This is a genomic window from Streptomyces sp. NPDC052721, from assembly GCF_040678315.1.
GTDB lineage: Bacteria > Actinomycetota > Actinomycetes > Streptomycetales > Streptomycetaceae > Streptomyces.
In genome coordinates, this window is record NZ_JBFATL010000011.1 from 41,874 (window position 1) to 66,862 (window position 24,989).

Consider the following 24,989-nt stretch of genomic DNA (forward strand, 5'->3'; position numbering starts at 1 on the left):
TGGTGCGGTGACGGATGGGACGACGGCGGAGGGCTCCCGCCGCGACAGCGGGGATTCCGGCCCGCGCGGCTGGCGCGCGGCGGCCGAGGCTGCCCTGTACGGGCCCGGTGGCTTCTACCGGCGCCCGGAGGGCCCGGCGGGTCACTTCCGCACGTCCGTGCACGCCTCCCCGCTGTTCGCGCGGGCCGTGGCCCGGCTGCTGTGCCGGGTCGACGCGGCGCTCGGGCGGCCCCCGGTGCTGGACTTCGTCGACATGGGCGCCGGACGGGGGGAGCTGGTCGGCGGGGTGCTCGCCGCCCTGCCGGCCGACGTGGCCGCACGCGCGCGTGCGTACGCCGTCGAGATCGCCGACCGCCCGGCCGGCCTGGACGGACGGATCACCTGGCTGAGCGACCTCCCGGACGCGGTCACCGGGCTGCTGTTCGCCAACGAGTGGCTGGACAACGTGCCCGTGGACGTGGTGGAGGTGGACTCCGCGGGCGTGCCCCGGCTGGTGCTCGTCGCTGAGGACGGGTCCGAACGGCTCGGGGAGCCCGTGACGGGCGCTCCGGCCGACTGGCTCGCGCGCTGGTGGCCGCTGCCGGCCGAGGAGGGCCTGCGGGCGGAGATCGGGCTGCCCCGGGACCGGGCCTGGGCGTCGGCCGTGGACCGGATGGTACGAGGACTCGCGGTGGCCGTGGACTACGCGCACACCGTGGACGCGCGCCCCCCGTACGGCACCCTCACCGGCTTCCGCGAGGGCCGGGAGACGGCCCCTGTTCCGGACGGTTCGTGCGACATCACGGCCCATGTGGCACTGGACGCGTGCGCGGCGGCAGCCGGTGCGGCGCACACGCCGTCCGGCACGGCGCCGGCGCCCCCGTACGCAGCGCACGCGCCCCAGCACACGGCGCGGACACACCCTCACGCGGCGCAGGAGACCCGCGAAACGGCACGTGAGCTTCCCAGGGCGCGCCTGCTCACACAACGCGCCGCTCTGCGCGCCCTTGACCTCACCGGCGCCCGCCCCCCGCTCGCGCTCGCCTCCACGGATCCCTCGGCCTATGTGCGCGCCCTCGCGAACGCCGGAGAGGCAGCCGAGCTGACGGCACCGGGCGGCCTCGGCGACTTCGGCTGGCTGCTCCAGCCGGTCGGCATCCCGGACCCCCTGGGGCCGGACCCTCAGGACCCGCCCGGGCTGTGAGGCCCTTACTTGTCGATGTCGCCGACCACGAAGAACATCGACCCCAGGATCGCCACCATGTCCGCCACCAGCGTCCCCGGCAGCAGCTCGGTCAGCGCCTGGATGTTGTTGTACGAGGCCGAGCGCAGCTTCAGCCGGTACGGGGTCTTGTCGCCCTTGCTGACCAGGTAGTAGCCGTTGATGCCGAGCGGGTTCTCGGTCCACGCGTACGTGTGCCCCTCGGGCGCCTTCAGCACCTTCGGCAGCCGCTGGTTGATCGGCCCGGGCGGCAGCTCGGCGAGCCGGTCCAGGCAGGCGTCGGCGAGGTCCAGCGCGTTGTGGGTCTGCTCCAGCAGGACCTCGAACCGGGCCAGGCAGTCGCCCTCGCTCCGGGTGACGACCTTCAGGGTGTCCTGGAGATCGCCGTAGGCCAGGTACGGCTCGTCGCGGCGCAGGTCGAAGTCGACGCCCGAGGCGCGCGCGACGGGCCCGCTCACGCCGTGGCCGTGCACCGTCTCCGGCGTGAGCACGCCCACCCCGCGCGTGCGGCCCCGGAAGATCTCGTTGCCGAGCACCAGGTCGTCGAAGACGTCCATGCGCGAGCGCACGGCGGCGACGGCTTCACGCGCGCGTGCGGTCCAGCCGGCCGGCAGGTCCTCCTTGAGGCCGCCGACGCGGTTGAACATGTAGTGCATGCGCCCGCCGGAGACCTCCTCCATGACGTTCTGGAGCACCTCGCGCTCCCGGAACGCGTAGAACACCGGCGTGATCCCGCCCAGCTCCAGCGGGTAGGAGCCGAGGAACATCAGGTGGTTCAGCACCCGGTTCAGCTCGGCGAGCAGTGTGCGCGTCCACACGGCCCGCCCGGGGACCTCCATGCCGAGCATCCGCTCCACCGCGAGGACCACCCCCAGCTCGTTCGAGAACGCCGACAGCCAGTCGTGGCGGTTGGCGAGCACGATGATCTGCCGGTAGTCACGCGCCTCGAAGAGCTTCTCGGCACCCCGGTGCATGTAGCCGATCACCGGCTCGGCGCGCACGATGCGCTCCCCGTCCAGCACGAGCCTGAGCCGCAGCACGCCGTGCGTGGACGGGTGCTGGGGCCCGATGTTGAGCACCATGTCGGTGCTCTCCGCCGCGCCGCCGATACCGACCGTGGTCTCCGTCGTAGGAGTCATGGGCCCAGTTTCCCCTACGTACGCTGGGCCCATGGAAACGGGGAGTCCCGAAGGGACCGGAGCGCCGGCGGACCAGCCGGTGTGGCGGGGGCTGCGGCCCGGGCTGTTGCGGGTACGCCGGCTGCTGCTGGTGGTGTGGACGGTGGTGCTCGCGGTCGCCGCGGGGCTCCTCCTGGGCCTTCTCGTAGGGCCCGCGTGGGCGGCCTGGGCGCTGCTGCCGCCGGCGTGCGCCGCCTGGTGCTGGTGGCTGCTGGGGCGCAACTGGCGCTCGTGGCGGTACGCCGAGCGCGCCGACGACCTGCTGATCAGCCGGGGTGTCCTGTGGCGCGAGGAGACGGTGGTGCCGTACGGGCGGATGCAGCTGGTGGAGGTGACCTCCGGGCCGTTGGAGCGACGCTTCGGGCTGGCCACCGTGCAGCTGCACACGGCCGCCGCCGCGACCGACGCGACCGTCCCCGGCCTCGACCCGGCCGAGGCGGAACGCCTGCGCGACCGGCTGACCGAGCTGGGCGAGGCACGATCGGCGGGCCTGTGACCTCCCCCGACGGCACCGACGGCATACCCGGCGGCGGCATACCTCAAGACGGCACACCGGACGGCGGGACACCTCGTGACGGCACACCGCCGCGCCCGCCGGTCAGAGAGCGCCGGCTGCACCCGGTCACGCCCTTCCGCCGGGCGTGGGCGCCGCTCGCCGTGCTGGCCGGCTGGGCCGCGCACGACCCGAACGGCGCCCAGGAGCAGCTCGCGCGGCTGACCGGCACCGTGCTCCTGCTGGGTCTCGCGGTACTGGTGCCGGCGGCCGGCCTCTACGGCTTCCTGTCCTGGTGGTTCACGCACTACGCGGTCACCGACACCGAACTGCGCATACGCACCGGGCTGCTGTTCCGGCGCACCGCGCACATCCGGCTGGAACGCGTCCAGGCCGTGGACGTCTCGCGTCCGCTCCTCGCGCGCGTGGCGGGCGTCGCGAAGCTGCGGATCGACGTCGTGGGCGCCGAGGGCAAGGACGAGCTGGCCTTCCTGGGCGAGCGGGAGGCGCGCTCCCTGCGCGCGGAACTGCTCGCGCGGGCGGCGGGTTTCGCGCCCGAGACGGCGCACGAGGTCGGAGAGGCACCGGCGCGTGTACTGCTGCGCGTGCCCCCGCGCGAGCTGGCACGCTCCCTGGTGCTGACGGGCGCCACCTGGGGCTCGTTGTGCGCCGCGCTGGTGGTCCCGACCGTGCTGTGGCTCATCACCCACAACCTGTGGACGGTCGCCGGGACCGCCCTGCCCCTGGCCGGCGCGGCCGGAGCGAGCAGCGTGGGCCGGTTCGTCACGGAGTTCGACTGGACGGTGAGCGAGTCCCCGGACGGGCTCCGCATCGATCACGGGCTGCTCGACCGCACCCACGAGACGGTGCCGCCGGGCCGGGTGCAGACCGTGCGGATCGTGGAGCCGCTGCTGTGGCGGCGGCCGGACTGGGTGCGGGTGGAACTGGACGTGGCCGGATCCGCCAACTCCGTGCTGATGCCCGTCGCCCCGCGCGCGGTCGCCGAAACCGTCGTCGCGCGTGTGCTGCCCGGGGTGACCGTGCCCCGGGAGCTGTCGCGGGTGCCGCGCCGGGCCCGGTGGTGCCTGCCGGTGTGGTGGCGCGGGCACGGCCTCGCGGTCACCGGCAGCGTGTTCGCCGCCCGGAGCGGCCTGCTGTGCCGCCGGCTCTCGCTCGTTCCGCACGCCAAGGTGCAGAGCGTACGGCTCACGCAGGGGCCCTGGGAGCGCTGCTGGGGGCTCGCCGACGTCCATGTGGACACCGGCGCCGACAAGACCGTGACGGCCCGGCTGCGGGGCGCCGAGGAGGCCGCGCGGCTCCTGGGCGAGCAGGCGGAGCGATCCCGCACGGGCCGCCGGGACGCCCTCCCGGACCGCTGGATGACCACCGGCTGACCGGTACCGCCCCGTCGGACGACGAACCGGCTGCCCGATGCGGCCCGTCGGACCGACGCCTCGGGCCCGGCACCCCCTCACGGGGAGGCCGGGCCCGGTGGCCGGTCCGTACGGCTGACGACGGCTCAGGAGGCCGCGCTGCGCAGCCCCTGGATGTCGATCTGCTCGGTCTCGTCGTGCGCGGTCAGGTCGATGACCTGGCCGACCCCCCGGGAGCGCGCGTCGGCGGCCTTGAACCCGGCCTCGGACTCGGCCTTGTGCACGGCGAGCGCCTCGGGGCCGACGACGTCGGCGAGGTCCTCGTTCTGCACGGAGTCCAGCGTGGCCTTCGGCGCGCCCTTCTGGGTGCCGAAGAAGTCGAAGCCGCCCTCGACCACCGGGCGCCGCGCGGGCGCCGCCGGTACGACGGCCACCGCGGTCGGCACCGTGAAGTGCCCGGCGGGCGGCCGGCCCACGGGACGCGCGAGTTCGGTGGCCGGCGCAGGGCCGGCGCCCTCCTTCACGCCGTCCGCCGCGGGTTCTCCTTTGGCAACCGCGGCCCCGGCGGCGCCGTCGGGAGCCGGGTGAGGCTCCGGCTCGGACGGTTCCGACGCGGCGGCATCGGACTCGGCGGACTCGCTCGCCTCTGTGGCGCCGGTGGGCTCGGTGGCGTCAGCGGACCCGGCCGGCTCGGCGGGCTCAGGCTGTGCGGCCCGGACCTCCGCCGCCTCGGGCTCGTCCTCCCCCTCGGCCTCCGTCCTGCCCGGAGCCTCCCGGTCGAACCGCGCCAGAGCCGTCAGCGCCCGCCGGTACAGCTGGGCGCCCTCGGGTGAGAACACCGCCGGCCGCTCCTCGGTGCCGGACACCTCCGGACTCGCGTCGGCCGCGGGCTCGGCGCTGCGCGCCGGCGGCAGCGCGGGCGACGACGAAGGCGCGGGCTCCGGCTCGGGCACCGCCGCTTCCAGCTCCAGCAGCCGCCGGCCCTCCAGGGCGCTGGCGCGCTCGGTCTCCGCCGTGGCGTACCGGCGCAGCAGGGCCGCGTGCTCGTTGCGCAGGCCCGCCAGCTCCGCCCGCTTGGCGCGCAGCCGCTGCTCCAGTTTCGCGCGCAGCTCGCGGGATTCCTCCAGGTCGGTCTCCAGCTCGGCGACCCGTTCCTCGTACCGCCACTCGTCGCCCGCACGCGCGCGCGTGAGTTCGGCGACCTGCTTGCCCGCCTGCGCGTCCCAGCGGCGCATCACGACCGCGCCGACGACCGCCGTCGCGGCGGCCGCCGCGGCCAGCGCGCGCAACACGGTGGCCTCGGAGAACACCCAAGGACCCAGCGCGCAGGCGACGGAGACGCCGGCGATCGCCGACGGGGGCAACAGCCGGTGCAAAGGCGGGGAATGGCGGTGGCGTCCACGTGGCATGGCCAGAAACTTACCGCGCGTAGGCGAATCGTGGGCCCCCGCCCCGTAAAAACACGGCCGCACCGTGGGCTTCACGGGGCGTCAGGGCCTCGGTGGCTCAGCGGTCGGTGAGCCGCCCGCTGAGCCACTGGAGCGTCGGCGGGATCTCGCGCCGCCAGGTGTTGAAGTTGTGCCCGCCGCTGCCGAGGATGATCGACGAGATCCGGGTCAGGTTCGTGGCCTGGACCCGCTGGATGAACTTCATCGTGGAGTTGTAGTTGTGCTCGCCGACCTTGCTGCTGGTGACGAGCAGCGAGGTGTCCGGCGCCTCCTCGTGCTCCAGCAGCCAGAACAGGTCGGCACGGTTGCGCCGCTTCGTGTCGCCGTGGAAGAGGTCACCGGTGGTGGGGTCGATCGGCGCCTTGTAGTACGGCGAGAGACCCGCGCCGGCCGCGTACACGTTCGGGTGGTGCATGGCGAGCTTGAGCGCGCAGTAGCCGCCCGTGGAGTCCCCGACGACGCCCCAGCTGCCCGGCCGCTTGCCGGCCCGGTAGTGCCCGAGGACCGCCTCCGGCAGATCCTTGGCGAAGAACGTCTCCGCCTGCGGCCCGCCCGGCACGTCGACGCACTCGGTGTCCCGCGGCGGTGCCACGGTCGGCCGCAGCATCACCAGGATCATCGGCTGCACGCGCCCGTCCTTGGCCAGCCGCTGCGCCGTGCTCGGGTAGTTCAGCTTCTCCACCAGCGCCCGCGCGGTGCCCGGGTAGCCGGTCAGCACGACCGCCACCGGGAACGTACGCGTGCGGTACTGCGGCTGGAAGTACTCCGGCGGCAGGTACACGTACGCCGGCGTGACGATGTGGGTGGTACGGCCCACGATGTCGACCTTCTGTATCTGCCCGCCGGTCTCCGGCCGCGCGGCGCTCACGCCCGGAACGTCGGAGGTGGAGACCACCTGGAGCGGGCCGCCGGTGCTGCCGTTGGCCGAGTGGTCGACGACGATCCCCTGGTCGGTCTCCTGGCCGAACAGGTCGGCCCAGCTGGCGTAGAAGCCGAAGGCCTGGTTGGCGGCGAGCCCGACGGAGGCGAAGAGGGCCACCTGGGTGGACAGCAGCAGACCGACCCGCCCGCTGACGGACCGCCAGTTCGGGCGGGCCAGGCGCGGCCACAGCCATACCGTGCCGACGAACAGCACGACGGCGACCAGAATCGCCAGCACCAGCACTTTGTTGCTCGTGAGACCCATGGGCTGTTTCCTGCCTGTGCTTTCCGCCCGTGTCGTGCCCACGCGAGGTTGCGAGGGCTTGCCCGGGGCTTTCCTTGACCTTTGACCCGACTTTCCGGTGGGGAGTGAACCTCTCTCCCCGAGACACCGTCCTAGAGGGCGCAATGTCGCCGGATGCCCGATCGGGCCCGGGTTCAAGGTCTCTCGCAGAACTACGGGATGCGATGTCTGTCAGGATAGATGGGGAAATGTCGGGCGGGGTTCCGGGCCGATCAAGCCGGGCGCGGCGCGTACTGCGCGGCCCGCGCCCCGAGGCCGTTCCCGCTGTGGTCGGCAGGGCCGCCGCGGTCGTGGGCGTCCTGGACATCGCGGCGGGTGTGTTCCCGCGCTTCCGTCACAGCCGTATGCACGCCATGGCGGAGGTGCTGCCGGGCTCCTTCGGGCCGTTCGCGGCGGCGCTCTCGCTCAGCGCGGGCGTGCTGTTGCTGCTGCTCGCGCACGGGCTCAAACGGCGCAAGCGCCGGGCGTGGCGCGCGGCGGTCGCGCTGCTTCCGGCGGGTGCGGTGGCGCAGTTCGCGTACCGGCACTCGGTCGTGGGCATGCTGATCGCGGTGGTGCTGCTGGTGCCGCTGCTGCGCCACCGCGACCAGTTCGCGGCCCTGCCCGATCCGCGCAGCAGGTGGCGCGCGCTCGCGAACTTCGTGCTCATGAGCGCCGGTTCCCTCGCTCTCGGTCTCGTCATCGTCAGCGTCCACCCGCACCGGACGATCGGCGACCCGAGCCTGGCCGACCGGCTGACGCACGTCATCTACGGTCTGTTCGGCTTCGAGGGCCCGGTCGACTACCAGGGCAACACCTCCTGGACGGTCGCCTTCTCCCTCGGCGCCCTCGGCTGGATCACCGCCGTCACCACCATCTACCTGGCCTTCCGCCCGGAGCACCCGGCCGCCCGCCTCACCGAGGACGACGAGGTCAAGCTGCGCGCGCTGCTGGAGAAGCACGGCGGGCGCGACTCGCTCGGCCAGTTCGCGCTGCGCCGTGACAAGGCCGTCGTGTTCTCGCCGAGCGGCAAGGCCGCGGTCACCTACCGGGTCGTCTCCGGCGTGATGCTCGCCAGCGGCGACCCCATCGGTGACGTCGAGGCGTGGCCGGGCGCCATCGAGCGCTTCATGGACGAGGCCAGGGCCCACTCGTGGACGCCCGCGGTCATGGGCTGCTCGGAGACGGGCGGCGAGGTGTGGACCCGTGAGACCGGCCTGGACGCCCTGGAGCTGGGCGACGAGGCGGTGGTGGACGTGGCGGATTTCTCGCTCGCCGGACGCGCGATGCGCAACGTGCGCCAGATGGTCAAGCGCATCGAGCGGGCCGGCTACGAAACCCGGGTACGGCGCATCCGTGACGTCGGCGAGGCCGAGTTGGAGCGGATCCGCCGGGCGGCGGAGGACTGGCGCGGCACGGACACCGAGCGCGGCTTCTCCATGGCGCTCGGCCGCATCGGCGACCCGGCCGACGGCGACTGCCTGATCGCCACCGCCCACAAGCAGGACGACGAGCCGGGTGAGTACGGCGACCTGAAGGCGATCCTCCACTTCGTGCCCTGGGGCAAGGACGGCGTGTCGCTGGACCTGATGCGCCGCGACCGCGCCGCCGACCCGGGCATGAACGAACTGCTGATCGTCGCCGCCCTGCAGGCCGCCCCGAAGTTCGGCATCACCCGGGTCTCGCTGAACTTCGCGATGTTCCGCTCCGCCCTCGCACGCGGCGAGAAGATCGGCGCCGGCCCGGTGCTGCGCGCCTGGCGCGGACTGCTGGTGTTCCTCTCGCGCTGGTTCCAGATCGAGTCGCTCTACAAGTTCAACGCCAAGTTCCAGCCGCGCTGGGAGCCGCGGTTCGTGGTCTACCGGGCCTCCGCCGACCTGCCCCGCATCGGCTTCGCCGCCATGCAGGCGGAGGGCTTCGTCAACCTCGCCGTGCCGTTGCCGCGCTTCCTGCGCCGGCGCCGGTCGACGGCCCAGCGCCCGTGCGCGCACGCGGTGACCGAACGGGACGTCCGAGCGGCCTGAGCCGCCCACCTGCCGACCCGAGCCCCGACACGCCGAGCGGCACGGCCCCGGGACCGGCCCGGGCGGAAGCCCCACCCCCCTCCAGCACGGGGCTTCCGCCCGGGCCACAGCGCGTTCCGGCACGGTCCTGGGCCTACGCTGAACGTATGAACAACCTCAGCGGGCGCGGCCGAGTCGCCGGCCTTCCGGCATGGGACCGGTGCGCGGTCATGGGGGTCGTGAACGTGACCCCCGACTCCTTCTCCGACGGCGGCCGCTGGTTCGACACGACCGTCGCCGTCAAGCACGGCCTGGATCTGGTCGCCGAGGGCGCGGATCTGGTCGACGTCGGCGGCGAGTCCACCCGGCCCGGTGCCACGCGCGTGGACGAGGCCGAGGAGCTGCGGCGGGTCATCCCCGTGGTGCGCGGCCTCGCCTCCGAGGGAGTCGTCGTCTCCGTCGACACCATGCGCGCCTCCGTCGCCGAACAGTCCCTCGCGGCCGGCGCCGCCCTCGTCAACGACGTCAGCGGCGGCCTCGCCGATCCCGCGATGATCCCGGTGGTCGCCGACGCGGGCGCCCCCTTCGTCGTCATGCACTGGCGCGGCTTCCTCCAGGGCGGCAACGTCAAGGGCGTCTACGAGGACGTCGTCGGCGAAGTCGTGGACGAACTGCACGCGCGCGTGGAGGCCGTTCTGGCGGGCGGCATCGCCCCGGACCGCATCGTCGTCGACCCGGGCCTCGGCTTCTCCAAGGAGGCCGAGCACGACCTCGTCCTCCTCGCCCACCTCGACCGGCTGGGCTCCCTCGGCCATCCGCTGCTGGTCGCCGCCTCCCGCAAGCGGTTCCTCGGCCGGGTCCTCGCCGGACCGCAGGGGGCGCCCCCGCCGGCCCGGGAGCGCGACGCGGCCACCGCCGCCGTCTCCGCGCTCGCCGCGCACGCCGGCGCGTGGGCGGTGCGCGTGCACGAGGTGCGCGCCACGGCGGACGCGGTCCGGGTGGCCCGGGCCGTGGAGGAGGCGCGCGGCACGGCGAGCGCGCCCGGAACCGGCGGCGAGCGCGGGCCGGAAGGAGACCGGTGAGCGCCCCCCACACCGACGTCGAGCAGGTGGAGGCCGCCAACACCGCCTTCTACGAGGCGCTGGAACGCGGCGACTTCGAGGAGGTCTCCTCCCTCTGGCTGACCCCCGGCGACCTGGGCGTGGACGAGACGTACCACGACCCCGCGGACAGCGGCGTCATCTCCTGCGTCCACCCCGGCTGGCCGGTGCTCACCGGCCGCGGCGAGGTCCTGCGGTCGTATGCCCTGATCATGGCCAACACCGACTACATCCAGTTCTTCCTCACCGATGTGCACGTCTCCGTGACCGGCGACACCGCGCTCGTGACCTGCACGGAGAACATCCTCAGCGGCGGCCCCGCCCCCGAGGAGGGCGCGGAGCTGGGCCCGCTGGTCGGCCAGCTCGTCGTCGCCACGAACGTGTTCCGGCGCACACCCTCCGGCTGGAAGCTCTGGTCGCACCACGCCTCCCCCGTGCTGGCCGAGACCGACGAGGACGACGACGACAACCACGTGAACGGCGTCAACCCGGACGACGAGCCCCTGGCCTGACCCGAGGAAGTGGTTGGAATCACCTACCCCGGGGTAGGAGCGGCTACCAGCCCATGACAGGGCCGGGTTCCCCAGGGGAAACGGCCGGTGAACCCTCCGGGCACCGGCCCGTGCCCACGCCCCTGCGGCCCGGCTGTGTCAGTGCTCGCAGGTAGATTCGTCCGAGGCCGGTGTGCCGCCCGCACACGGCACGGGCCGGTCGTTCCCGACGATTGCAGGAGTGATTCGCGTGGATCGTGTCGCGCTGCGCGGCCTCAAGGCCCGCGGGCACCACGGTGTGTTCCCCAAGGAGCGCGAGGAGGGCCAGACCTTCATCGTGGACCTCGTCCTCGGCCTGGACACCCGGCCGGCCGCGGCCGACGACGACCTGACGAAGACCGTGCACTACGGCATCGTGGCCGAGGAGGTCGTGGCCGTGGTCGAGGGCGAGCCGGTGAACCTCATCGAGACCCTCGCCGAGCGGATCGCCCGGACCTGCCTGAAGCACGAGGGGGTCGAGGAGGTCGAGGTCCGCGTCCACAAGCCCGACGCCCCGATCACCGTCCCCTTCGACGACGTGACCGTCACGATCACCCGGAGCCGAGTATGACCCGACCTTTCCGCCAGGGTCACAGCGACCCGACCGTCCAGCCGGTGCCCGCCTCGGTCGTCGAGCAGGTCGACGCCGCCGACACGACGCTGAGCAACCCGAAGTGGGCCGTGATCTCCATCGGCTCCAACCTCGGCAACCGCCTGGAGACCCTCCAGGGTGCCGTCGACGCCCTGGAGGACACCCCGGGCCTCCGGGTGAAGGCCGTCTCCCCGGTGTACGAGACCGAGCCGTGGGGCGTGGAGCCGGGCAGCCAGCCGTCGTACTTCAACGCGGTCGTGGTCCTCAAGACGACCCTGCCCCCGTCGTCCCTGCTGGAGCGGGCGCACGCCGTCGAGGAGGCCTTCCACCGCGTCCGGGACGAGCGCTGGGGCCCGCGCACGCTGGACGTCGACATCGTGGCCTACGCCGACGTCACCTCGGACGACCCGCGGCTCACCCTGCCCCACCCGCGCGCCCACGAGCGCGCCTTCGTGCTCGCGCCCTGGCACGACGTCGACCCGCAGGCGCAGCTCCCCGGCCGCGGCACGGTGGCCGACCTGCTGTCCGCCGTCACCCGTGAGGGTGTCGCGCCCCGCACGGACCTGGAACTCCGGCTGCCCGAGTAGTCGTTAAGGTCGAGACGGGTCAAGACCAAGACGACCACCCTCCGGGATGGTCCGGGGGAACTGAAGGGACACCGTGAGAGAGCTGCGCATCAGGGTGCTGGCGGGCGTGTTCGTCGTGGCCGGCGTCCTGTCCTGGGCGGGCGCCCGCCTCTGGAACTCGATCGGGACCCTTCCCAGCGTCCCCCTGGCCGCCCCCATCGTCCTCGCGCTGATCGCGGTGGTCCTGCTCTCGACGGCGCTGTCGCTGCGCGCCCGTCTCAAGGCCCAGCGCGAGCGCCGGCCCGGCGCCAAGGGCGTCGACCCGCTGATGGCCGCCCGGGCGGTCGTCTTCGGCCAGGCCAGCGCCCTGGTGGCCGCGCTCGTCGCCGGCATGTACGGCGGCACGGGCGTCTTCCTGCTGGAGCTGCTGGACATCCCGGCCCGCCGCGACCAGGCGATCTACGCCGGTTTCTCGGTCCTGACCGGTCTCGGCGTGATAGCCGCCGCCATCTTCCTGGAGCGGGTCTGCAAGCTCCCCGAGGACGACGACCAGAACCACCCGGGCGCGGAGCCGGTGGCCTGACCACCGCCCCGCGCCCCGGCCCGTTCGGCGGCTCGCTCAGCGCGCCATGATGAGGCTCATCGCCTCGTTCCGCGTCGCGGCGTCCCGCAGCTGACCTCGGACGGCGGACGTTATGGTCTTCGCGCCCGGCTTGCGGATGCCGCGCATGGACATGCACATGTGCTCGCACTCGACGACCACGATGACGCCCCGCGGCTCCAGGATGTTCATCAGGGAGTCCGCGATCTGCGTGGTGAGGCGTTCCTGCACCTGCGGCCGGCGGGCATAGACGTCGACCAGGCGGGCCAGCTTGGACAGACCGGTGATCTTGCCGGTCTCGGACGGGATGTAGCCGACGTGGGCGACACCCCGGAACGGCACCAGATGGTGCTCACAGGTCGAGTACACCTCGATGTCCTTCACCAGGACCATCTCGTCGTGCCCCAGGTCGAACGTCGTCGTCAGGACGTCCTCCGGCTGCTGCCACAGACCGGCGAAGATCTCCTTGTAGGCACGCGCGACCCGGGCCGGCGTCTCCCGCAGGCCCTCACGGTCCGGGTCCTCGCCGACCGCGATCAGCAGTTCCCGTACGGCGTTCTCGGCGCGCTTCTCGTCGAACTCGCCGATGGGGCCCTCACCGTCCAGCGTCACCGGGTCGGTCATCTGGTTCCTCGTTCCTGTGCCTTGCACGCGGGTGTGCCTCGCGTTCCGTCTGCGGACATGCGAGATGCCGCGCCCCCAGGCTAGAACCTGGGGGACGCGGCATCCATTCCGGCCCTCGTGGCCGCAACAAGGTCAGCTCTCGGAGCGGTCCTCCGGGGTCTGCTCCGTCACCGGGGCGGACTCCGCGGCCGTGGACTTCGCCGTGCTGATCGCCGCCGTCGCGCCGTTCGCACCGTTGGTCAGTGCCAGCTCCTTCGGGGAGAGCACCGGCGGGCGGGTGGACGGGGTGCGGCGCGAGGAGCCGGTCCAGGCGGGCCGCGGCGGGCGCTTGACGATCGGGGCGAAGATCTCGGCGATCTCCTCCTTGCCCAGGGTCTCCTTCTCCAGCAGCTGGAGAACGAGGTTGTCGAGCACGTCGCGGTTCTCGACCAGGATCTCCCAGGCCTCGTTGTGCGCGGTCTCGATGAGCTTCTTGACCTCTTCGTCCACCAGCGCGGCGACCTCTTCCGAGTAGTCGCGCTGGTGAGCCATCTCACGGCCCAGGAACGGCTCGGAGTTGTCGCCTCCGAACTTGATCGCGCCGAGGCGCTCGGTCATGCCGTACTGCGTGACCATCGCGCGGGCCAGGTTGGTGGCCTTCTCGATGTCGTTCGCGGCGCCCGTGGTCGGGTCGTGGAACACCAGTTCCTCGGCCGCCCGGCCGCCCAGCATGTACGCGAGCTGGTCGAGCATCTCGTTGCGCGTGGTCGAGTACTTGTCCTCGTCCGGCAGGACCATCGTGTAACCGAGGGCCCGGCCACGGGACAGGATCGTGATCTTGTGGACCGGGTCGGAGTTCGGCGAGGCCGCCGCGACCAGGGCGTGACCGCCCTCGTGGTACGCGGTGATCTTCTTCTCCTTGTCCGACATGATCCGGGTCCGCTTCTGCGGGCCCGCGACCACACGGTCGATCGCCTCGTCCAGCGCCTTGTTGTCGATCAGCTTCTGGTCGCCGCGGGCGGTGAGCAGCGCGGCCTCGTTCAGCACGTTGGCGAGGTCGGCACCGGTCATGCCCGGGGTGCGGCGGGCCACGGCGGACAGGTCGACGTCGGGCGCGACCGGCTTGCCCTTCTGGTGGACCTTGAGGATCTCCAGGCGGCCCTGCAGGTCCGGCGGGTCGACCGCGATCTGCCGGTCGAAGCGGCCGGGGCGCAGCAGCGCCGGGTCGAGGATGTCCGGGCGGTTCGTGGCGGCGATCAGGATCACACCGCCCTTGACGTCGAAGCCGTCCATCTCGACCAGCAGCTGGTTCAGGGTCTGCTCGCGCTCGTCGTGACCGCCGCCGAGACCGGCGCCACGGTGACGGCCGACCGCGTCGATCTCGTCCACGAAGACGATCGCCGGGGCGTTCGCCTTGGCCTGCTCGAACAGGTCGCGGACCCGGGAGGCACCGACACCGACGAACATCTCCACGAAGTCCGAACCGGAGATCGAGTAGAAGGGGACGCCCGCCTCGCCGGCGACGGCGCGCGCGAGCAGGGTCTTGCCGGTACCCGGGCGGCCGTAGAGCAGCACGCCCTTGGGGATCTTGGCGCCGACGGCCTGGAACTTGGCCGGTTCCTGCAGGAACTCCTTGATCTCCTGGAGCTCCTCGACGGCCTCGTCGCAGCCGGCGACGTCGGAGAAGGTCGTCTTCGGGGTGTCCTTGGTGATGAGCTTCGCCTTGGACTTGCCGAAGTTCATGACCCGGGAGCCGCCGCCCTGCATCTGATTCATCAGGAACAGGAAGACGACCACGATAAGGACGAAGGGCAGCAGGGAGAGCAGGACGCCGACGAACGGGTTCTGCTTGGACGGCGAGACCGTGTAGCCGTCCGGAATCTGCTTGTCCTGGTATTTGGTCTGCAGCGTGCCGGCGATGGTCACGCCCTGGTCGCCGATGTAGCTCGCCTGGATCTTCGAGCTGCCCTCGACCTTGAAGCCGTCCTTGAGCGTGACCTTGATGCTCTGCTCGTCACCGGTGGTGAGCTTGGCCGACTCGACCCTGTTGTCGTTGATCGCCGCCACGACCTGGCCGGTGTCCACCGTCTTGTAGCCGCCGGACGAGCCGACGACCTGCATCAACACGACCACGGCAAGGACGGCCAGCACGATCCACATGACCGGCCCACGGAAGTATCGCTTCACGTCCATCCATACGGAGCGGTGCCGCCCCGTCCCTCCTGCCATAGTGAGTTTGATAAGACAGTTCTCCTGACGGTACCCCAGCATTGTTGCCCGAAGCCGCACGGAGCCGTTTCGACGGCTGGGAAACCCGTCTCTGCATCCTTCAACGGCGCGGAACCCGCTGGGGTTCCCGATCGTCCTACTGGGCTTGGGCCGACTGGCTCAGCCGCCGTAGACGTGAGGCGCGAGCGTACCGACGAACGGGAGGTTGCGGTACTTCTCGGCGTAGTCGAGGCCGTAGCCCACGACGAACTCGTTCGGAATGTCGAAGCCGACCCACTCCACGTCGATGGCGACCTTGGCGGCGTCCGGCTTGCGCAGCAGCGTGCACACCTTCAGGGAGGCGGGCTCGCGGGAGCCGAGGTTGTTGATCAGCCACGACAGGGTCAGGCCGGAGTCGATGATGTCCTCGACGATCAGGACGTGCCTGCCCTTGATGTCGGTGTCGAGGTCCTTGAGGATCCGCACGACACCGGAGGACTGGGTGCCCGCGCCGTAGGAGGACACGGCCATCCAGTCCATCGTGACGGGGGTGGACAGCGCCCGGGCCAGGTCCGCCATGACCATCACCGCGCCCTTGAGGACGCCGACGATGAGCAGGTCCTTGCCCGCGTACTCCGCGTCGATCTTCGCGGCCAGCTCGGCCAGCTTCGCGTCGATCTCTTCCTTGGTGATGAGCACCTGCTGGAGGTCGGCACCCATGTCTTTCGCGTCCACCCGCATCACTTTCGGTCGTCCCGCACTTACGGCCGCGTACGCGGCCACCGGCTCCGGCCGCACGCACGGCCTCCGGCCGCCCGGCCCGCCGGAGGGTCACTCCGGGAGGGTCGGGATTCAGCCTTGCCGAATCACCAGTCTGCCACCCTGCCGCTGGGCGACGACTCTGCCCGGGAGATTGATGACTCCCTGGCCGCGCCAGCCGGTGATCAGACGGTCGACTTCCTCGATGTGGCGGGCGAACAGCGCACCGGCCGGGGCACCGGCCTCGATGGCGGCGCGGCGCAGGATCCGGCGGCGCACGGCGGGCGGGAGGGCGTACAGCTTGGCGCACTCCAGCAGGCCGGCGGCGTCCCGTACGGAGGCCTCGGCCTGGCGGGCCCAGGCGTCCAGGGCGTCGGCGTCGTCGCGGGAGAGCTGGGCGGTGCGGGCGAGGGCCTCCACCACGCCCTTGCCGAGGGCCTTCTCCAGGGCGGGCAGGCCCTCGTGCCGGAGCCGGGAGCGGGTGTAGGCGGGGTCGGCGTTGTGCGGGTCGTCCCAGACGGGCAGCGACTGGGCCATGCAGGCCTTGCGGGCGGTCTGCCGGTCGAGCTGCAGGAAGGGCCGCCGGTAACGGCCGCCGGCCCCCGAGACCGCGGCCATCCCGGACAGGGAGCGGATGCCGGAGCCGCGGGCGAGGCCCAGCAGGACGGTTTCGGCCTGGTCGTCCCGGGTGTGGCCGAGCAGGACCGCGGCGGCGCCGTGGCGTTCGGCGGCGGCGTCCAGGGCGGCGTAGCGGGCGTCGCGGGCGGCGGCTTCGGGGCCGCCCCCGCGGCCGACGGTCACGGCGACGGACTCGACCGGATCGAGTCCGAGTCCGCGCAGCCGCAGGACGACCTCGTCGGCGCGGAGGTCGGAGCCGGGCTGGAGGCCGTGGTCGACGGTGACCCCGCCGGCCCGGACGCCGAGCTTGGGTGCCTCGAAGGCGAGGGCGGAGGCGAGGGCCATGGAATCGGCGCCGCCGGAGCACGCGACGAGGACGAGCGGGGAGGGGGGCCGCTCGGCCGTCCGGTCCGGGCGCGCGCCGTCAGGCCGCGGGGCCGGGTGCGCGGGGAAGGCCTGGTGGTCGTTCAGGATGTCGTGGAGGACGCGGCGAACCGCCAGGCGTATCGCCGCGACCGCAGGATGGGGACCCATGTCCGGTTCCCTTCATGAAGTTTTCGGGGGGTGAGCCCGTGACGGTCACTCAGAGTGTGTAGATGGTGACAGAAGCGGGCCGTTCCCCGAGCATTGCACGCCTACGCAGGGCCCACGGTCCCTCGGACGGGTGATTGCAGGGGCGTTCGCCTGCCGTCGGCCGGATTCCTTGCACGACGTCCCCCTGCGGTTCACGACTCGGCCTTGCGGTGCACCCGCGCGACCCAGTCCGCCGGTTTGGCGATCTCCGCCTTGGTGGGAAGGGTGTTGGGCGAGGTCCAGACGCGGTTGAAACCGTCGACGCCGACCTGTTCGACCACGGCTCGTACGAACCGTTCGCCGTCCCGGTACTGCCTCAGCTTGGCATCCAGACCGAGCAGCTTGCGCAGGGCCATGTCCAGACGGGAGGCGCCCTTCGCGCGGCGCTGCTGGAACTTCTCGCGGATCTCCGCGACCGTCGGTACGACGCTCGGGCCGACGCCGTCCATGACGTAGTCGGCATGCCCCTCCAGCAGGGACATCACGGCCGTGAGCCGGCCGAGGATCTCCCGCTGGGCGGGGGTCTGCACCAGCTCCACGAAGGAGCGCCCGCCGTCCTCCTCCTCGCCCTCGGGGCGACCGCCGACCAGGGACTGGGCGGCGTCCCGGACGCGCTCCAGGAAGGTCATCGGGTCGACGTCGGTCTCCGCCAAGAACGACTGGATTTCGCCCTCCAGGTGGTCCCGCAGCCAGGGCACGGCGGTGAACTGCGTGCGGTGGGTCTCCTCGTGCAGGCACACCCACAGGCGGAAGTCGTGCGGCTCGACGTCGAGTTCCCGCTCCACGTGGACGATGTTGGGCGCGACGAGCAGCAGCCGGCCGCCGCCGTTCTCACCGGCCGGGAGGTCGCGGGTGGCGGGGGCGAAGGTCTCGTACTGACCGAGGACGCGGGAGGACAGGAACGACAGGAGCATGCCCAGTTCGACGCCGGTGACCTTGCCGCCGACGGCGCCGAGGACCGCGCTGCCCGGGTTGCTGCCGCGCCGTTCCTGCATCTTCTCCAGGAGCGGCCTGAGGATCTCGCGGAAGCCGGCGACGTTGGCGCGGACCCAGCCGGGGCGGTCGACGACGAGGACGGGCGTGTCGTGGGTCTCCTCGGTGCCCATACGAGTGAAGCCCCGGACGTGTCCCTCCGAGGCCTTCGCGTGCCGGCGCAGCTCCGCGACGACGGCCCTGGCCTCGTCGCGGCTGACGTCGGGGCCGGGGCGTACGAGGCGTGTCGCGGTCGCCACCGCGAGGTTCCAGTCGACCATCCCGGGAGATGCGGTGCCACCGAAGCCAGTCATGTTGTCAACCGTACGTGAGCGGCCCCATTTCGGGCAGGCCGTGTGGACACCGACAGGGCCGACCGCGCTCTCCGGTCACCCGGCACTGCCAGCTGTTCCAGGGCCGACCGCGCTTTTGGGTCACCCGGCACTGCCAGCTGTTCCAGGGCCGACCGCCCCTTCGGGTCACCCGGCACTGCAGGCCGTGCCCACCCGTTCCGCCCTGCGGAACGACTGCCCACGGCGGGTGCGGGCCCCTGCCGGGGGCGGGGAGGCGGGGCGGGGGCGGCGGGCGCGGCTCGCACGGCGGGTGCGGCTCGCACGGCGGGGCGCCGGCACGGCGGGGGCGGCTCCCACGGCGGGGGCTCGCACGGCGGAGGCGGCAGGACCGGCGGCACCGCGGCGGCAGGACCGGCGGCACCGCGGCGGCAGGGCCGGCGGCGCGGCGGGGGTGGGGTGTACCACCCGCACCGCAGGCGTGGCCGCGCGGCGCGTGCGGCCCGCACGGCAGGCGCGGCAGCGCGGCGCGTGCGGCGCGGCGGGGGCGGCAGGTCCGGCTGGTGCGGCAGGCCCGGCAGGTGCGGTACGCGCGGCGGGGGCGGATCGGGTGCGGGTACGGCGATGCGGCGCGCCATGGCGACGGCGCCACCCCTGCGGCCGTAACCGCGGGGTGGCGGAGCCTGCGGCGGCGGGTGGCCCTCAGTCGTTGGACGGTTGGTTCGTCAGGGCTGTCGCCGCGTTGTCCAGGGCCGACTGGGCCTCCAGGGCATTCGTCGTGTCCGAGGCCAGGAAGGCGAAGGCCAGGAGGTGGCCGGTCTTGTCGACGACCGTGCCGGCGAGGGTGTTCACGCCGGTCAGGGTGCCCGTCTTGGCGCGTACGAGGCCGGCCGCGCCGTCGGTGTAGCGCGTGCTCAGGGTCCCGGTGAAGCCGGCCACGGGGAGGCCGGTGAGGACCGGGCGCAGGCCGGGGCGGCCGGGGTCGCCCGCCTTGACCAGGAGGGCGGTGAGGAGGTCGGCCGTGAGCCGGTCGTCGCGGTTCAGGCCGCTGCCGTCGTGGAAGGCGGCGCCGGCCATCGGCAGACCGAGCTTGCGCAGCTGGGTGGCGATGGCCTTCGCGCCGCCGTCGAAGCTGGCGGGCTGCCCGCTCGCCAGAGCGGTGTGGCGGGCCAGGGCCTCCGCGATGTCGTTGTCGCTGTTGGTCAGCATCCGCTCGACCAGCTCCGACAGCGGCGGCGAGGAGACGGTGGCGAGGGTCTGCGCGCGCGTGCTGGCCTTGGAGGGGCCGGGGGCCGTGGTGGTGATGCCGGCGTCCTTCAGGAAGGCCGCGAACCGGGTGGCCGCGTCCGCCGCCGGGTCGCCCACGCGGGGCGCCGGGCCGCTGGTGGAGGCATCGGTGCGGCCCTCGTCGACGGTCAGGGCGCTGATCGGGGCGAGGTTGTCGTTGACGCCGATGGGGTGCAGGGCGGGGCCGGTGAAGAGGGTGGTGTCGTACGAGAGGGTGATTTTGCGGATGCCGCGCTCGTCCAGTGCTTTCGCGGTGCCCGCCGCCAGGGCCCGCAGTCCGGCCCAGTCGCCGGCCTCGGCGTGCGCGGTGAGGGTGGGGTCGCCGCCGCCGACCAGGACGAGTTCCCGGGTGTCGGGTTCGAGGGCGGTGCGGGTGGTGAGGCGGTGGTCGGGACCGAGGGCGGACAGCGCGGCGACGGCGGTGGCGATCTTGGTGGTGGAGGCGGGTGTGAGGGCCTTGCCGGCGTCGGCGCCGTAGAGGCGTTCGCCGGTCGTGACGTCGACGACGGCCGCCGCGTGGCTGCCGCCGAGCGCGGGCGCGTCCAGGAGGGGCCCCAGGACGTCCGAGAGCGCCTCTGCGTCCGGGGAGGTCTCCTTGGTGCCGACGGCGGCGGTGGCGCTGCCGAGGCCCGTCAGCACGGGCGCGGCGCTCGGGGCGGGCCGGGGCGCCCCGGCGGCCGTACCGGAGCGGCCGTGATCTGCGCCACCTGACCGCTCCAGTGCGGCGGCGCGGTCCCGCTCGGCCGTACGCTGACCGTTGGCGTCCCAGGGACCGGCCACGGTCACCACGCCGGCGGCCAGCGCCAGGCCGGCGGTGGCGGCGCCCGCGGTGTACTGCCAGGTCCTGACGGTCCGCGGACGGGGGAGGTGCACAGGCCTGACGCGCACGGCTTCCGTCAGCCGCGCGACCCGCGGCCGGGCGGCCGTCACGGCGCGCGCCAGACTCGGTCGTACGGCGGTCACGAACCGCGCCACGCGCGGTCTCGCGGCTCGCCAAGGTCTCAGCTCTGGCACGACCACCAGCCCCTTTCGCGATCACACACCTGCGTGAGGGACACTTAACCACCAGAACTATGTGCTGATCATGGAGGAGCCACCGGTGGAGTTCGACGTCACGATCGAGATCCCGAAGGGTTCGCGGAACAAGTACGAGGTGGACCACGAGACCGGTCGGATCCGCCTGGACCGTCGTCTCTTCACCTCGACCGCCTACCCGACCGACTACGGCTTCGTCGAGAACACCCTCGGCGAGGACGGCGACCCGCTGGACGCGTTGGTCATCCTGGACGAGCCGACCTTCCCGGGCTGCCTCATCCGCTGCCGCGCGATCGGCATGTTCCGCATGACGGACGAGGCGGGCGGCGACGACAAGCTGCTGTGCGTCCCGGCCACCGACCCGCGCGTGGAGCACCTGCGCGACATCCACCACGTGTCGGAGTTCGACCGCCTGGAGATCCAGCACTTCTTCGAGGTCTACAAGGACCTGGAGCCCGGCAAGTCGGTCGAGGGCGCCAACTGGGTGGGCCGGTCGGACGCCGAGGCGGAGATCGAGCGGTCGTACAAGCGCTTCAAGGAGCAGGGCGGCCACTGAGCGCCCTCTCGCGCGAACGGGCCGCACGCGTGCGCGTGCGGCCCGTTTCGCATGTCCGCACACGTGCGACCCGTCCGGGTACGTGTGCGCATACTGATGCTTACGGCAGGTGTGGTTCAGGGAGCGGTGCGAGGTGACGGAGGCGGAGGAGCGCAAGCCCCGGTCGGACGAGGCGCGGTACGACCCGGAGATCACGTCCGAGTTCGCCATTCCCAAGGGTCTCGACGTCCCCAGGGGCGGCGAGTCGGAGACGACCTCCGAGTTCGCGGTGCCGCAGGGGCTGGAGGCGCCGCAGCCGCCGGGTGCCGAGCCGGAGGGCTCGGCGTTCGGCACGCCGAGCACCTACAGCGCGAACGCCGCGCCGGCCGCGTTCACCCCGGCCACCGGGGTGCCGCTGGTCAGCCTGGTCAAGGACGCGCCCTGGCAGGACCGGATGCGCACGATGCTGCGCATGCCGGTGGCGGAGCGGCCGGCGCCGGAGCCGGTGCAGCGCGTGGAGGAGGGCGCTCCGGCCGTCCCGCGCGTGCTGGACCTGACCCTGCGTATCGGGGAGCTGCTGCTGGCCGGCGGTGAGGGCGCGGAGGACGTGGAGGCCGCGATGTTCGCGGTGTGCCGGTCCTACGGCCTGGACCGGTGCGAGCCGAACGTCACCTTCACGCTGCTGTCGATCTCGCACCAGCCGTCCCTGGTGGAGGATCCGGTGACGGCGTCCCGGACGGTACGGCGGCGCGGCACCGACTACACGCGTCTGGCGGCCGTCTTCCGGCTGGTGGACGATCTGACCGACCCGGAGACCCATGTCTCCCTGGAGGAGGCCTACCGGCGCCTGGCGGAGATCCGCCGCAACCGGCACCCGTACCCCGGCTGGGCGCTGACCCTGGCGAGCGGACTGCTGGCCGGTGCGGCCTCCGTGCTGGTCGGCGGTGACCCGGTCGTGTTCCTGGCGGCGGCGGTCGGCGCGATGCTCGGCGACCGGCTGGCGTGGCTGTGCGCGGGGCGCGGGCTGCCGGAGTTCTACCAGTTCACGGTGGCCGCGATGCCACCCGCGGCGATCGGGGTGGCGCTGACGCTGGCGCACGTGGACGTGAAGGCGTCCGCGGTGATCACCGGTGGGCTGTTCGCGCTGCTGCCCGGGCGGGCGCTGGTGGCGGGGGTGCAGGACGGGCTGACGGGCTTCTACATCACCGCCTCGGCCCGGCTGCTGGAGGTCATGTACTTCTTCGTCGGCATCGTCACCGGGGTGCTGACCGTCCTGTACTTCGGCGTGAAGATCGGCGGCAAGCTCAATCCGGACGCGCAGCTGGGCATCTCCGAACGGCCGCTGATCCAGATCGCGGCCTCGATGCTGCTGTCGCTGACCTTCGCGGTGCTGCTCCAGCAGGAACGGTCCACCGTGCTCTGGGTGACCCTCAACGGGGGTGTCGCCTGGTCGGTGTACGGCGCGATGCACTACGCGGGCGACATCTCGCCGGTGGCCTCCACGGCCGTGGCGGCGGGGCTCGTGGGGCTGTTCGGGCAGCTGCTGTCCCGGTACCGGTTCGCCTCCGCGCTGCCGTACACGACGGCGGCGATCGGGCCGCTGCTGCCCGGTTCGGCGACGTACTTCGGGCTGCTGTCCATGGCGCAGAACGACGTGGACAAGGGGCTGGTGTCGCTGGCCAAGGCCGCGTCGCTGGCGATGGCCATCGCCATCGGGGTCAATCTGGGGTCGGAGATCTCCCGGCTGTTCCTGCGGATCGGCTCCGCCGGGAAGCGCCGGGCCGCCAAGCGGACGCGCGGGTTCTGAGCCTCCCCGTCCCCCGCGCCCCGGTCAGTGGTCGCGGTGGTCGTACGGGTACTGGTTCGGGTCGGGCTGCTGCTGCGGGTACCGCTGCCGGCCGTAGTACTGGTTGTTGCCGTACCCCTGAGTGCCGTAGCCCTGGTTGTCGCCGTAGGCCTGGTTGCCGCCGTAGGCCTGGTCGTCGTAGCCCTGGTCGTCGTACCCCTGATTGCCGTAGCCCTGGCTGTCGTACCCCTGGTTCCAGTCCTGCTGCCGCGGCTGCTGGTACGGCTGCTCGTACTGCGGGGTGTACGGCTGCTCGGGCTCGACGCGCCGCAGGCGGGTCGTGGCGTCGTCCATGACCGGGGGGTGCTGGTACTGGGGCTGCTGGTAGGCGGGCTGCCGCGGGGGCTCCGGGCTGGTCTGCCCGGCCTTCTTGTTCTTGCCGCGCGCCCGCAGGTACTCGATCGCGATCGGGATCACCGAGACGAGGACGATCAGGATCAGGATCGCCTCGATGTTCTGGTGGACGAAGCCGATGTTGCCGAGCCAGGAGCCGAGCAGGGTGACGCCCGCGCCCCACAGGACGCCGCCGATGACGTTGAAGGTGAGGAACGAGCGGTACTTCATGCCGCTGACGCCCGCGATGATCGGCGTGAACGTGCGCACGACCGGCACGAAGCGGGCCAGGACCAGGGACTTCGGGCCGTACTTCTCGAAGAACTCGTGGGCCTTGGTGACGTTCTCCTGCTTGAACAGGCGGGAGTCCGGGCGGTTGAACAGGGACGGGCCGACCTTCTTGCCGAACATGTAGCCCGCCTGGTCGCCGAGGATCGCGGCGAGGCAGATCAGGGCGATCGCGCCCCACAGCGGGAAGCCCAGCTGGTTCGACGTGATCAGCAGACCGCAGGTGAACAGCAGCGAGTCACCCGGCAGGAAGAAACCGATGAGCAGGCCGGACTCGGCGAAGACGATGAGCAGCAGACCCCAGATGCTGTACGTCTGGAGCAGATGGTTGGGATCCAGCCAGCTCGGGCCGAGGGCGAGTGTCATCACGGGTCCGGGCTCCCTGAGGGGTGAAGGCGGCTACGGCGGCTGAACGTCGATGGGGCGCCGTACAAAACTATCAACGTGAACGGACCGCCCCGGGTTCCACCGCGGTACCGACGGGTGTCCTGGCCCGGGGACCGGCCCGGGCCAGGACCTCAGGACGTGGTGTGCCGGTCCGCGTTGGCGAGGATCGCGTCGCGCAGGTGTTCGGCGAGGCCGGGGCGCATGGAGTCGTAGAACGCCTTGAAACGCTCGTCGGAGACGTACATCTCCCCGAAGCACCGGTGCATCTCGTACGGGACCTCGAAGTAGTACCGGCTGATGTGCTGCCGGTGTTCCTCGGCCAGGTCCATGGCCGCCTCGCCGGCCGGCTGCTCGCCGGCGGCGACCAGGGCGGCGTACCGCTCGCCCCAGTCGTCGACCTCGGCCTGGATGCGCTTCCAGTCCTCCTTGGTGTAGGTCGCGACGCGGCGCTGTGACTCGGCGTACGCCTCGGTGTCGCCCCAGCGCTGCTCGGCCTCCTCGGCGTACTGCTCGGGGTCCTTGTCCCCGAAGACCTCGAACCGCTCCTCCGGCGTCAGGTTGATGCCCATCGTGCGTGCCTCCAAGGCGTGCTCCACGGCCGCGGCCATCTTCTGCAGCTTCTCGATCCGGGCGGTCAGCAGGTCGTGCTGGCGGCGCAGGTGCGTGCGCGGGTCCGCGTCCGGGTCGTCGAGCAGGGCCGCGACCTCGTCGAGCGGGAAGCCGAGCTCCCGGTAGAACAGGATCTGCTGGAGCCGGTCGAGGTCGGCGTCGCTGTAGCGCCGGTGGCCGGCGTACGTCCGCTCGCTGGGCACGAGCAGGCCGATCTCGTCGTAGTGGTGCAGGGTGCGCACCGTGACGCCGGCGAACCCCGCGACCTGTCCCACGGAGTAGCTCACTTTCCGCTCCTTGTCGTCTGTACGCCTCCACGCTGAGGCCTCACGTCACGTGAGGTGCAAGCCGGAAGCA

General features: G+C 72.4%; 22 protein-coding genes. 11 read left to right on the forward strand and 11 right to left on the reverse strand.

What is annotated here, in order from left to right; all coding sequences use genetic code 11:
- Window positions 1–7 precede the first annotated feature (7 nt).
- Window positions 8–1,183 carry an SAM-dependent methyltransferase gene (locus tag AB0L21_RS13400; RefSeq protein WP_365783987.1) on the forward strand — a complete coding sequence of 392 codons (1,176 nt, stop codon included), beginning with the start codon at window positions 8–10 and terminating at the stop codon, window positions 1,181–1,183.
- A 5-nt stretch (window positions 1,184–1,188) separates the two neighbouring features.
- Here the strand turns inward: AB0L21_RS13400 and AB0L21_RS13405 are convergent, their stop codons facing one another.
- On the reverse strand, window positions 1,189–2,340 hold the full coding sequence (locus AB0L21_RS13405; protein ID WP_365783989.1) for an NADH-quinone oxidoreductase subunit D: 1,152 nt from the start codon (window positions 2,338–2,340) through the stop codon (window positions 1,189–1,191).
- A 31-nt stretch (window positions 2,341–2,371) separates the two neighbouring features.
- Here AB0L21_RS13405 and AB0L21_RS13410 point away from each other — a divergent pair, with 31 nt between their 5' ends.
- Complete coding sequence (locus AB0L21_RS13410) at window positions 2,372–2,875, forward strand: PH domain-containing protein (RefSeq protein ID WP_365699217.1); 504 nt, start codon at window positions 2,372–2,374, stop codon at window positions 2,873–2,875.
- Between the two features lie 38 nt (window positions 2,876–2,913).
- On the forward strand, window positions 2,914–4,266 hold the full coding sequence (locus AB0L21_RS13415; RefSeq protein ID WP_365784131.1) for a PH domain-containing protein: 1,353 nt from the start codon (window positions 2,914–2,916) through the stop codon (window positions 4,264–4,266).
- A gap of 125 nt (window positions 4,267–4,391) precedes the next feature.
- On the opposite strand, the gene AB0L21_RS13420 is transcribed toward AB0L21_RS13415, so the two are convergent.
- Together AB0L21_RS13420 and AB0L21_RS13425 are read right to left on the reverse strand one after the other, a co-directional pair.
- Window positions 4,392–5,654, reverse strand: a complete 1,263-nt coding sequence (locus AB0L21_RS13420; protein WP_365783991.1) for a hypothetical protein — start codon at window positions 5,652–5,654, stop codon at window positions 4,392–4,394.
- Between the two features lie 97 nt (window positions 5,655–5,751).
- Entirely contained in the window at window positions 5,752–6,879 is a 1,128-nt protein-coding gene (locus AB0L21_RS13425; protein ID WP_365783993.1) for an alpha/beta hydrolase-fold protein, read from the reverse strand.
- A gap of 227 nt (window positions 6,880–7,106) precedes the next feature.
- Between AB0L21_RS13425 and AB0L21_RS13430 the strand changes: the two genes are divergently transcribed.
- The 6 genes from AB0L21_RS13430 (at window position 7,107) to AB0L21_RS13455 (ending at window position 12,271) form a co-directional block, all read left to right on the forward strand.
- Entirely contained in the window at window positions 7,107–8,921 is a 1,815-nt protein-coding gene (locus AB0L21_RS13430; RefSeq protein WP_365783995.1) for a phosphatidylglycerol lysyltransferase domain-containing protein, read from the forward strand.
- Between the two features lie 146 nt (window positions 8,922–9,067).
- Complete coding sequence (gene folP, locus AB0L21_RS13435) at window positions 9,068–9,982, forward strand: dihydropteroate synthase (RefSeq protein ID WP_365699211.1); 915 nt, start codon at window positions 9,068–9,070, stop codon at window positions 9,980–9,982.
- Window positions 9,979–10,512, forward strand: a complete 534-nt coding sequence (locus AB0L21_RS13440; protein WP_365783997.1) for a nuclear transport factor 2 family protein — start codon at window positions 9,979–9,981, stop codon at window positions 10,510–10,512. The genes folP and AB0L21_RS13440 overlap by 4 nt, the downstream gene beginning before the upstream one ends.
- Before the next feature lie 229 nt (window positions 10,513–10,741).
- Window positions 10,742–11,101, forward strand: coding sequence for a dihydroneopterin aldolase (folB, locus tag AB0L21_RS13445; protein WP_171154071.1), 360 nt, complete (start codon window positions 10,742–10,744; stop codon window positions 11,099–11,101).
- Window positions 11,098–11,709 (forward strand): 2-amino-4-hydroxy-6-hydroxymethyldihydropteridine diphosphokinase, encoded by a 612-nt coding sequence (folK, locus tag AB0L21_RS13450; RefSeq protein WP_365699209.1) that lies wholly within the window; start codon window positions 11,098–11,100, stop codon window positions 11,707–11,709. The genes folB and folK overlap by 4 nt, the downstream gene beginning before the upstream one ends.
- Before the next feature lie 73 nt (window positions 11,710–11,782).
- Window positions 11,783–12,271 (forward strand): DUF3180 domain-containing protein, encoded by a 489-nt coding sequence (locus AB0L21_RS13455; RefSeq protein WP_365699208.1) that lies wholly within the window; start codon window positions 11,783–11,785, stop codon window positions 12,269–12,271.
- Window positions 12,272–12,307: 36 nt separating this feature from the next.
- On the opposite strand, the gene folE is transcribed toward AB0L21_RS13455, so the two are convergent.
- From folE to dacB, 6 genes are all read right to left on the reverse strand, one after another.
- Window positions 12,308–12,913, reverse strand: a complete 606-nt coding sequence (gene folE, locus AB0L21_RS13460; RefSeq protein ID WP_030651447.1) for a GTP cyclohydrolase I FolE — start codon at window positions 12,911–12,913, stop codon at window positions 12,308–12,310.
- 132 nt (window positions 12,914–13,045) lie between these two features.
- On the reverse strand, window positions 13,046–15,085 hold the full coding sequence (gene ftsH / locus AB0L21_RS13465) for an ATP-dependent zinc metalloprotease FtsH (protein WP_165951823.1): 2,040 nt from the start codon (window positions 15,083–15,085) through the stop codon (window positions 13,046–13,048).
- Window positions 15,086–15,280: 195 nt separating this feature from the next.
- Window positions 15,281–15,841 carry a hypoxanthine phosphoribosyltransferase gene (gene hpt, locus AB0L21_RS13470; RefSeq protein WP_030342680.1) on the reverse strand — a complete coding sequence of 187 codons (561 nt, stop codon included), beginning with the start codon at window positions 15,839–15,841 and terminating at the stop codon, window positions 15,281–15,283.
- A 111-nt stretch (window positions 15,842–15,952) separates the two neighbouring features.
- The gene (tilS, locus tag AB0L21_RS13475; RefSeq protein ID WP_365699207.1) at window positions 15,953–17,011 is read right to left on the reverse strand and encodes a tRNA lysidine(34) synthetase TilS; all 1,059 of its coding nucleotides are present in this window, start codon (window positions 17,009–17,011) and stop codon (window positions 15,953–15,955) included.
- A 191-nt stretch (window positions 17,012–17,202) separates the two neighbouring features.
- Window positions 17,203–18,303 carry a zinc-dependent metalloprotease gene (locus tag AB0L21_RS13480; protein WP_365699275.1) on the reverse strand — a complete coding sequence of 367 codons (1,101 nt, stop codon included), beginning with the start codon at window positions 18,301–18,303 and terminating at the stop codon, window positions 17,203–17,205.
- Between the two features lie 711 nt (window positions 18,304–19,014).
- Entirely contained in the window at window positions 19,015–20,574 is a 1,560-nt protein-coding gene (gene dacB / locus AB0L21_RS13485; protein ID WP_365699206.1) for a D-alanyl-D-alanine carboxypeptidase/D-alanyl-D-alanine-endopeptidase, read from the reverse strand.
- 124 nt (window positions 20,575–20,698) lie between these two features.
- On the opposite strand from dacB, the gene AB0L21_RS13490 reads away from it, so the two are divergent.
- Both AB0L21_RS13490 and AB0L21_RS13495 read left to right on the forward strand, forming a co-directional pair.
- Window positions 20,699–21,190: an inorganic diphosphatase gene (locus AB0L21_RS13490; RefSeq protein WP_014674108.1), complete on the forward strand. Its 492-nt coding sequence runs from the start codon at window positions 20,699–20,701 to the stop codon at window positions 21,188–21,190.
- Window positions 21,191–21,323: 133 nt separating this feature from the next.
- The gene (locus AB0L21_RS13495) at window positions 21,324–22,976 is read left to right on the forward strand and encodes a threonine/serine exporter family protein (RefSeq protein ID WP_365699205.1); all 1,653 of its coding nucleotides are present in this window, start codon (window positions 21,324–21,326) and stop codon (window positions 22,974–22,976) included.
- A gap of 24 nt (window positions 22,977–23,000) precedes the next feature.
- On the opposite strand, the gene AB0L21_RS13500 is transcribed toward AB0L21_RS13495, so the two are convergent.
- Together AB0L21_RS13500 and AB0L21_RS13505 are read right to left on the reverse strand one after the other, a co-directional pair.
- On the reverse strand, window positions 23,001–24,005 hold the full coding sequence (locus AB0L21_RS13500) for a VTT domain-containing protein (RefSeq protein ID WP_365783999.1): 1,005 nt from the start codon (window positions 24,003–24,005) through the stop codon (window positions 23,001–23,003).
- Between the two features lie 149 nt (window positions 24,006–24,154).
- Window positions 24,155–24,919, reverse strand: coding sequence for a MerR family transcriptional regulator (locus AB0L21_RS13505; RefSeq protein WP_365699203.1), 765 nt, complete (start codon window positions 24,917–24,919; stop codon window positions 24,155–24,157).
- Window positions 24,920–24,989: the final 70 nt, after the last annotated feature.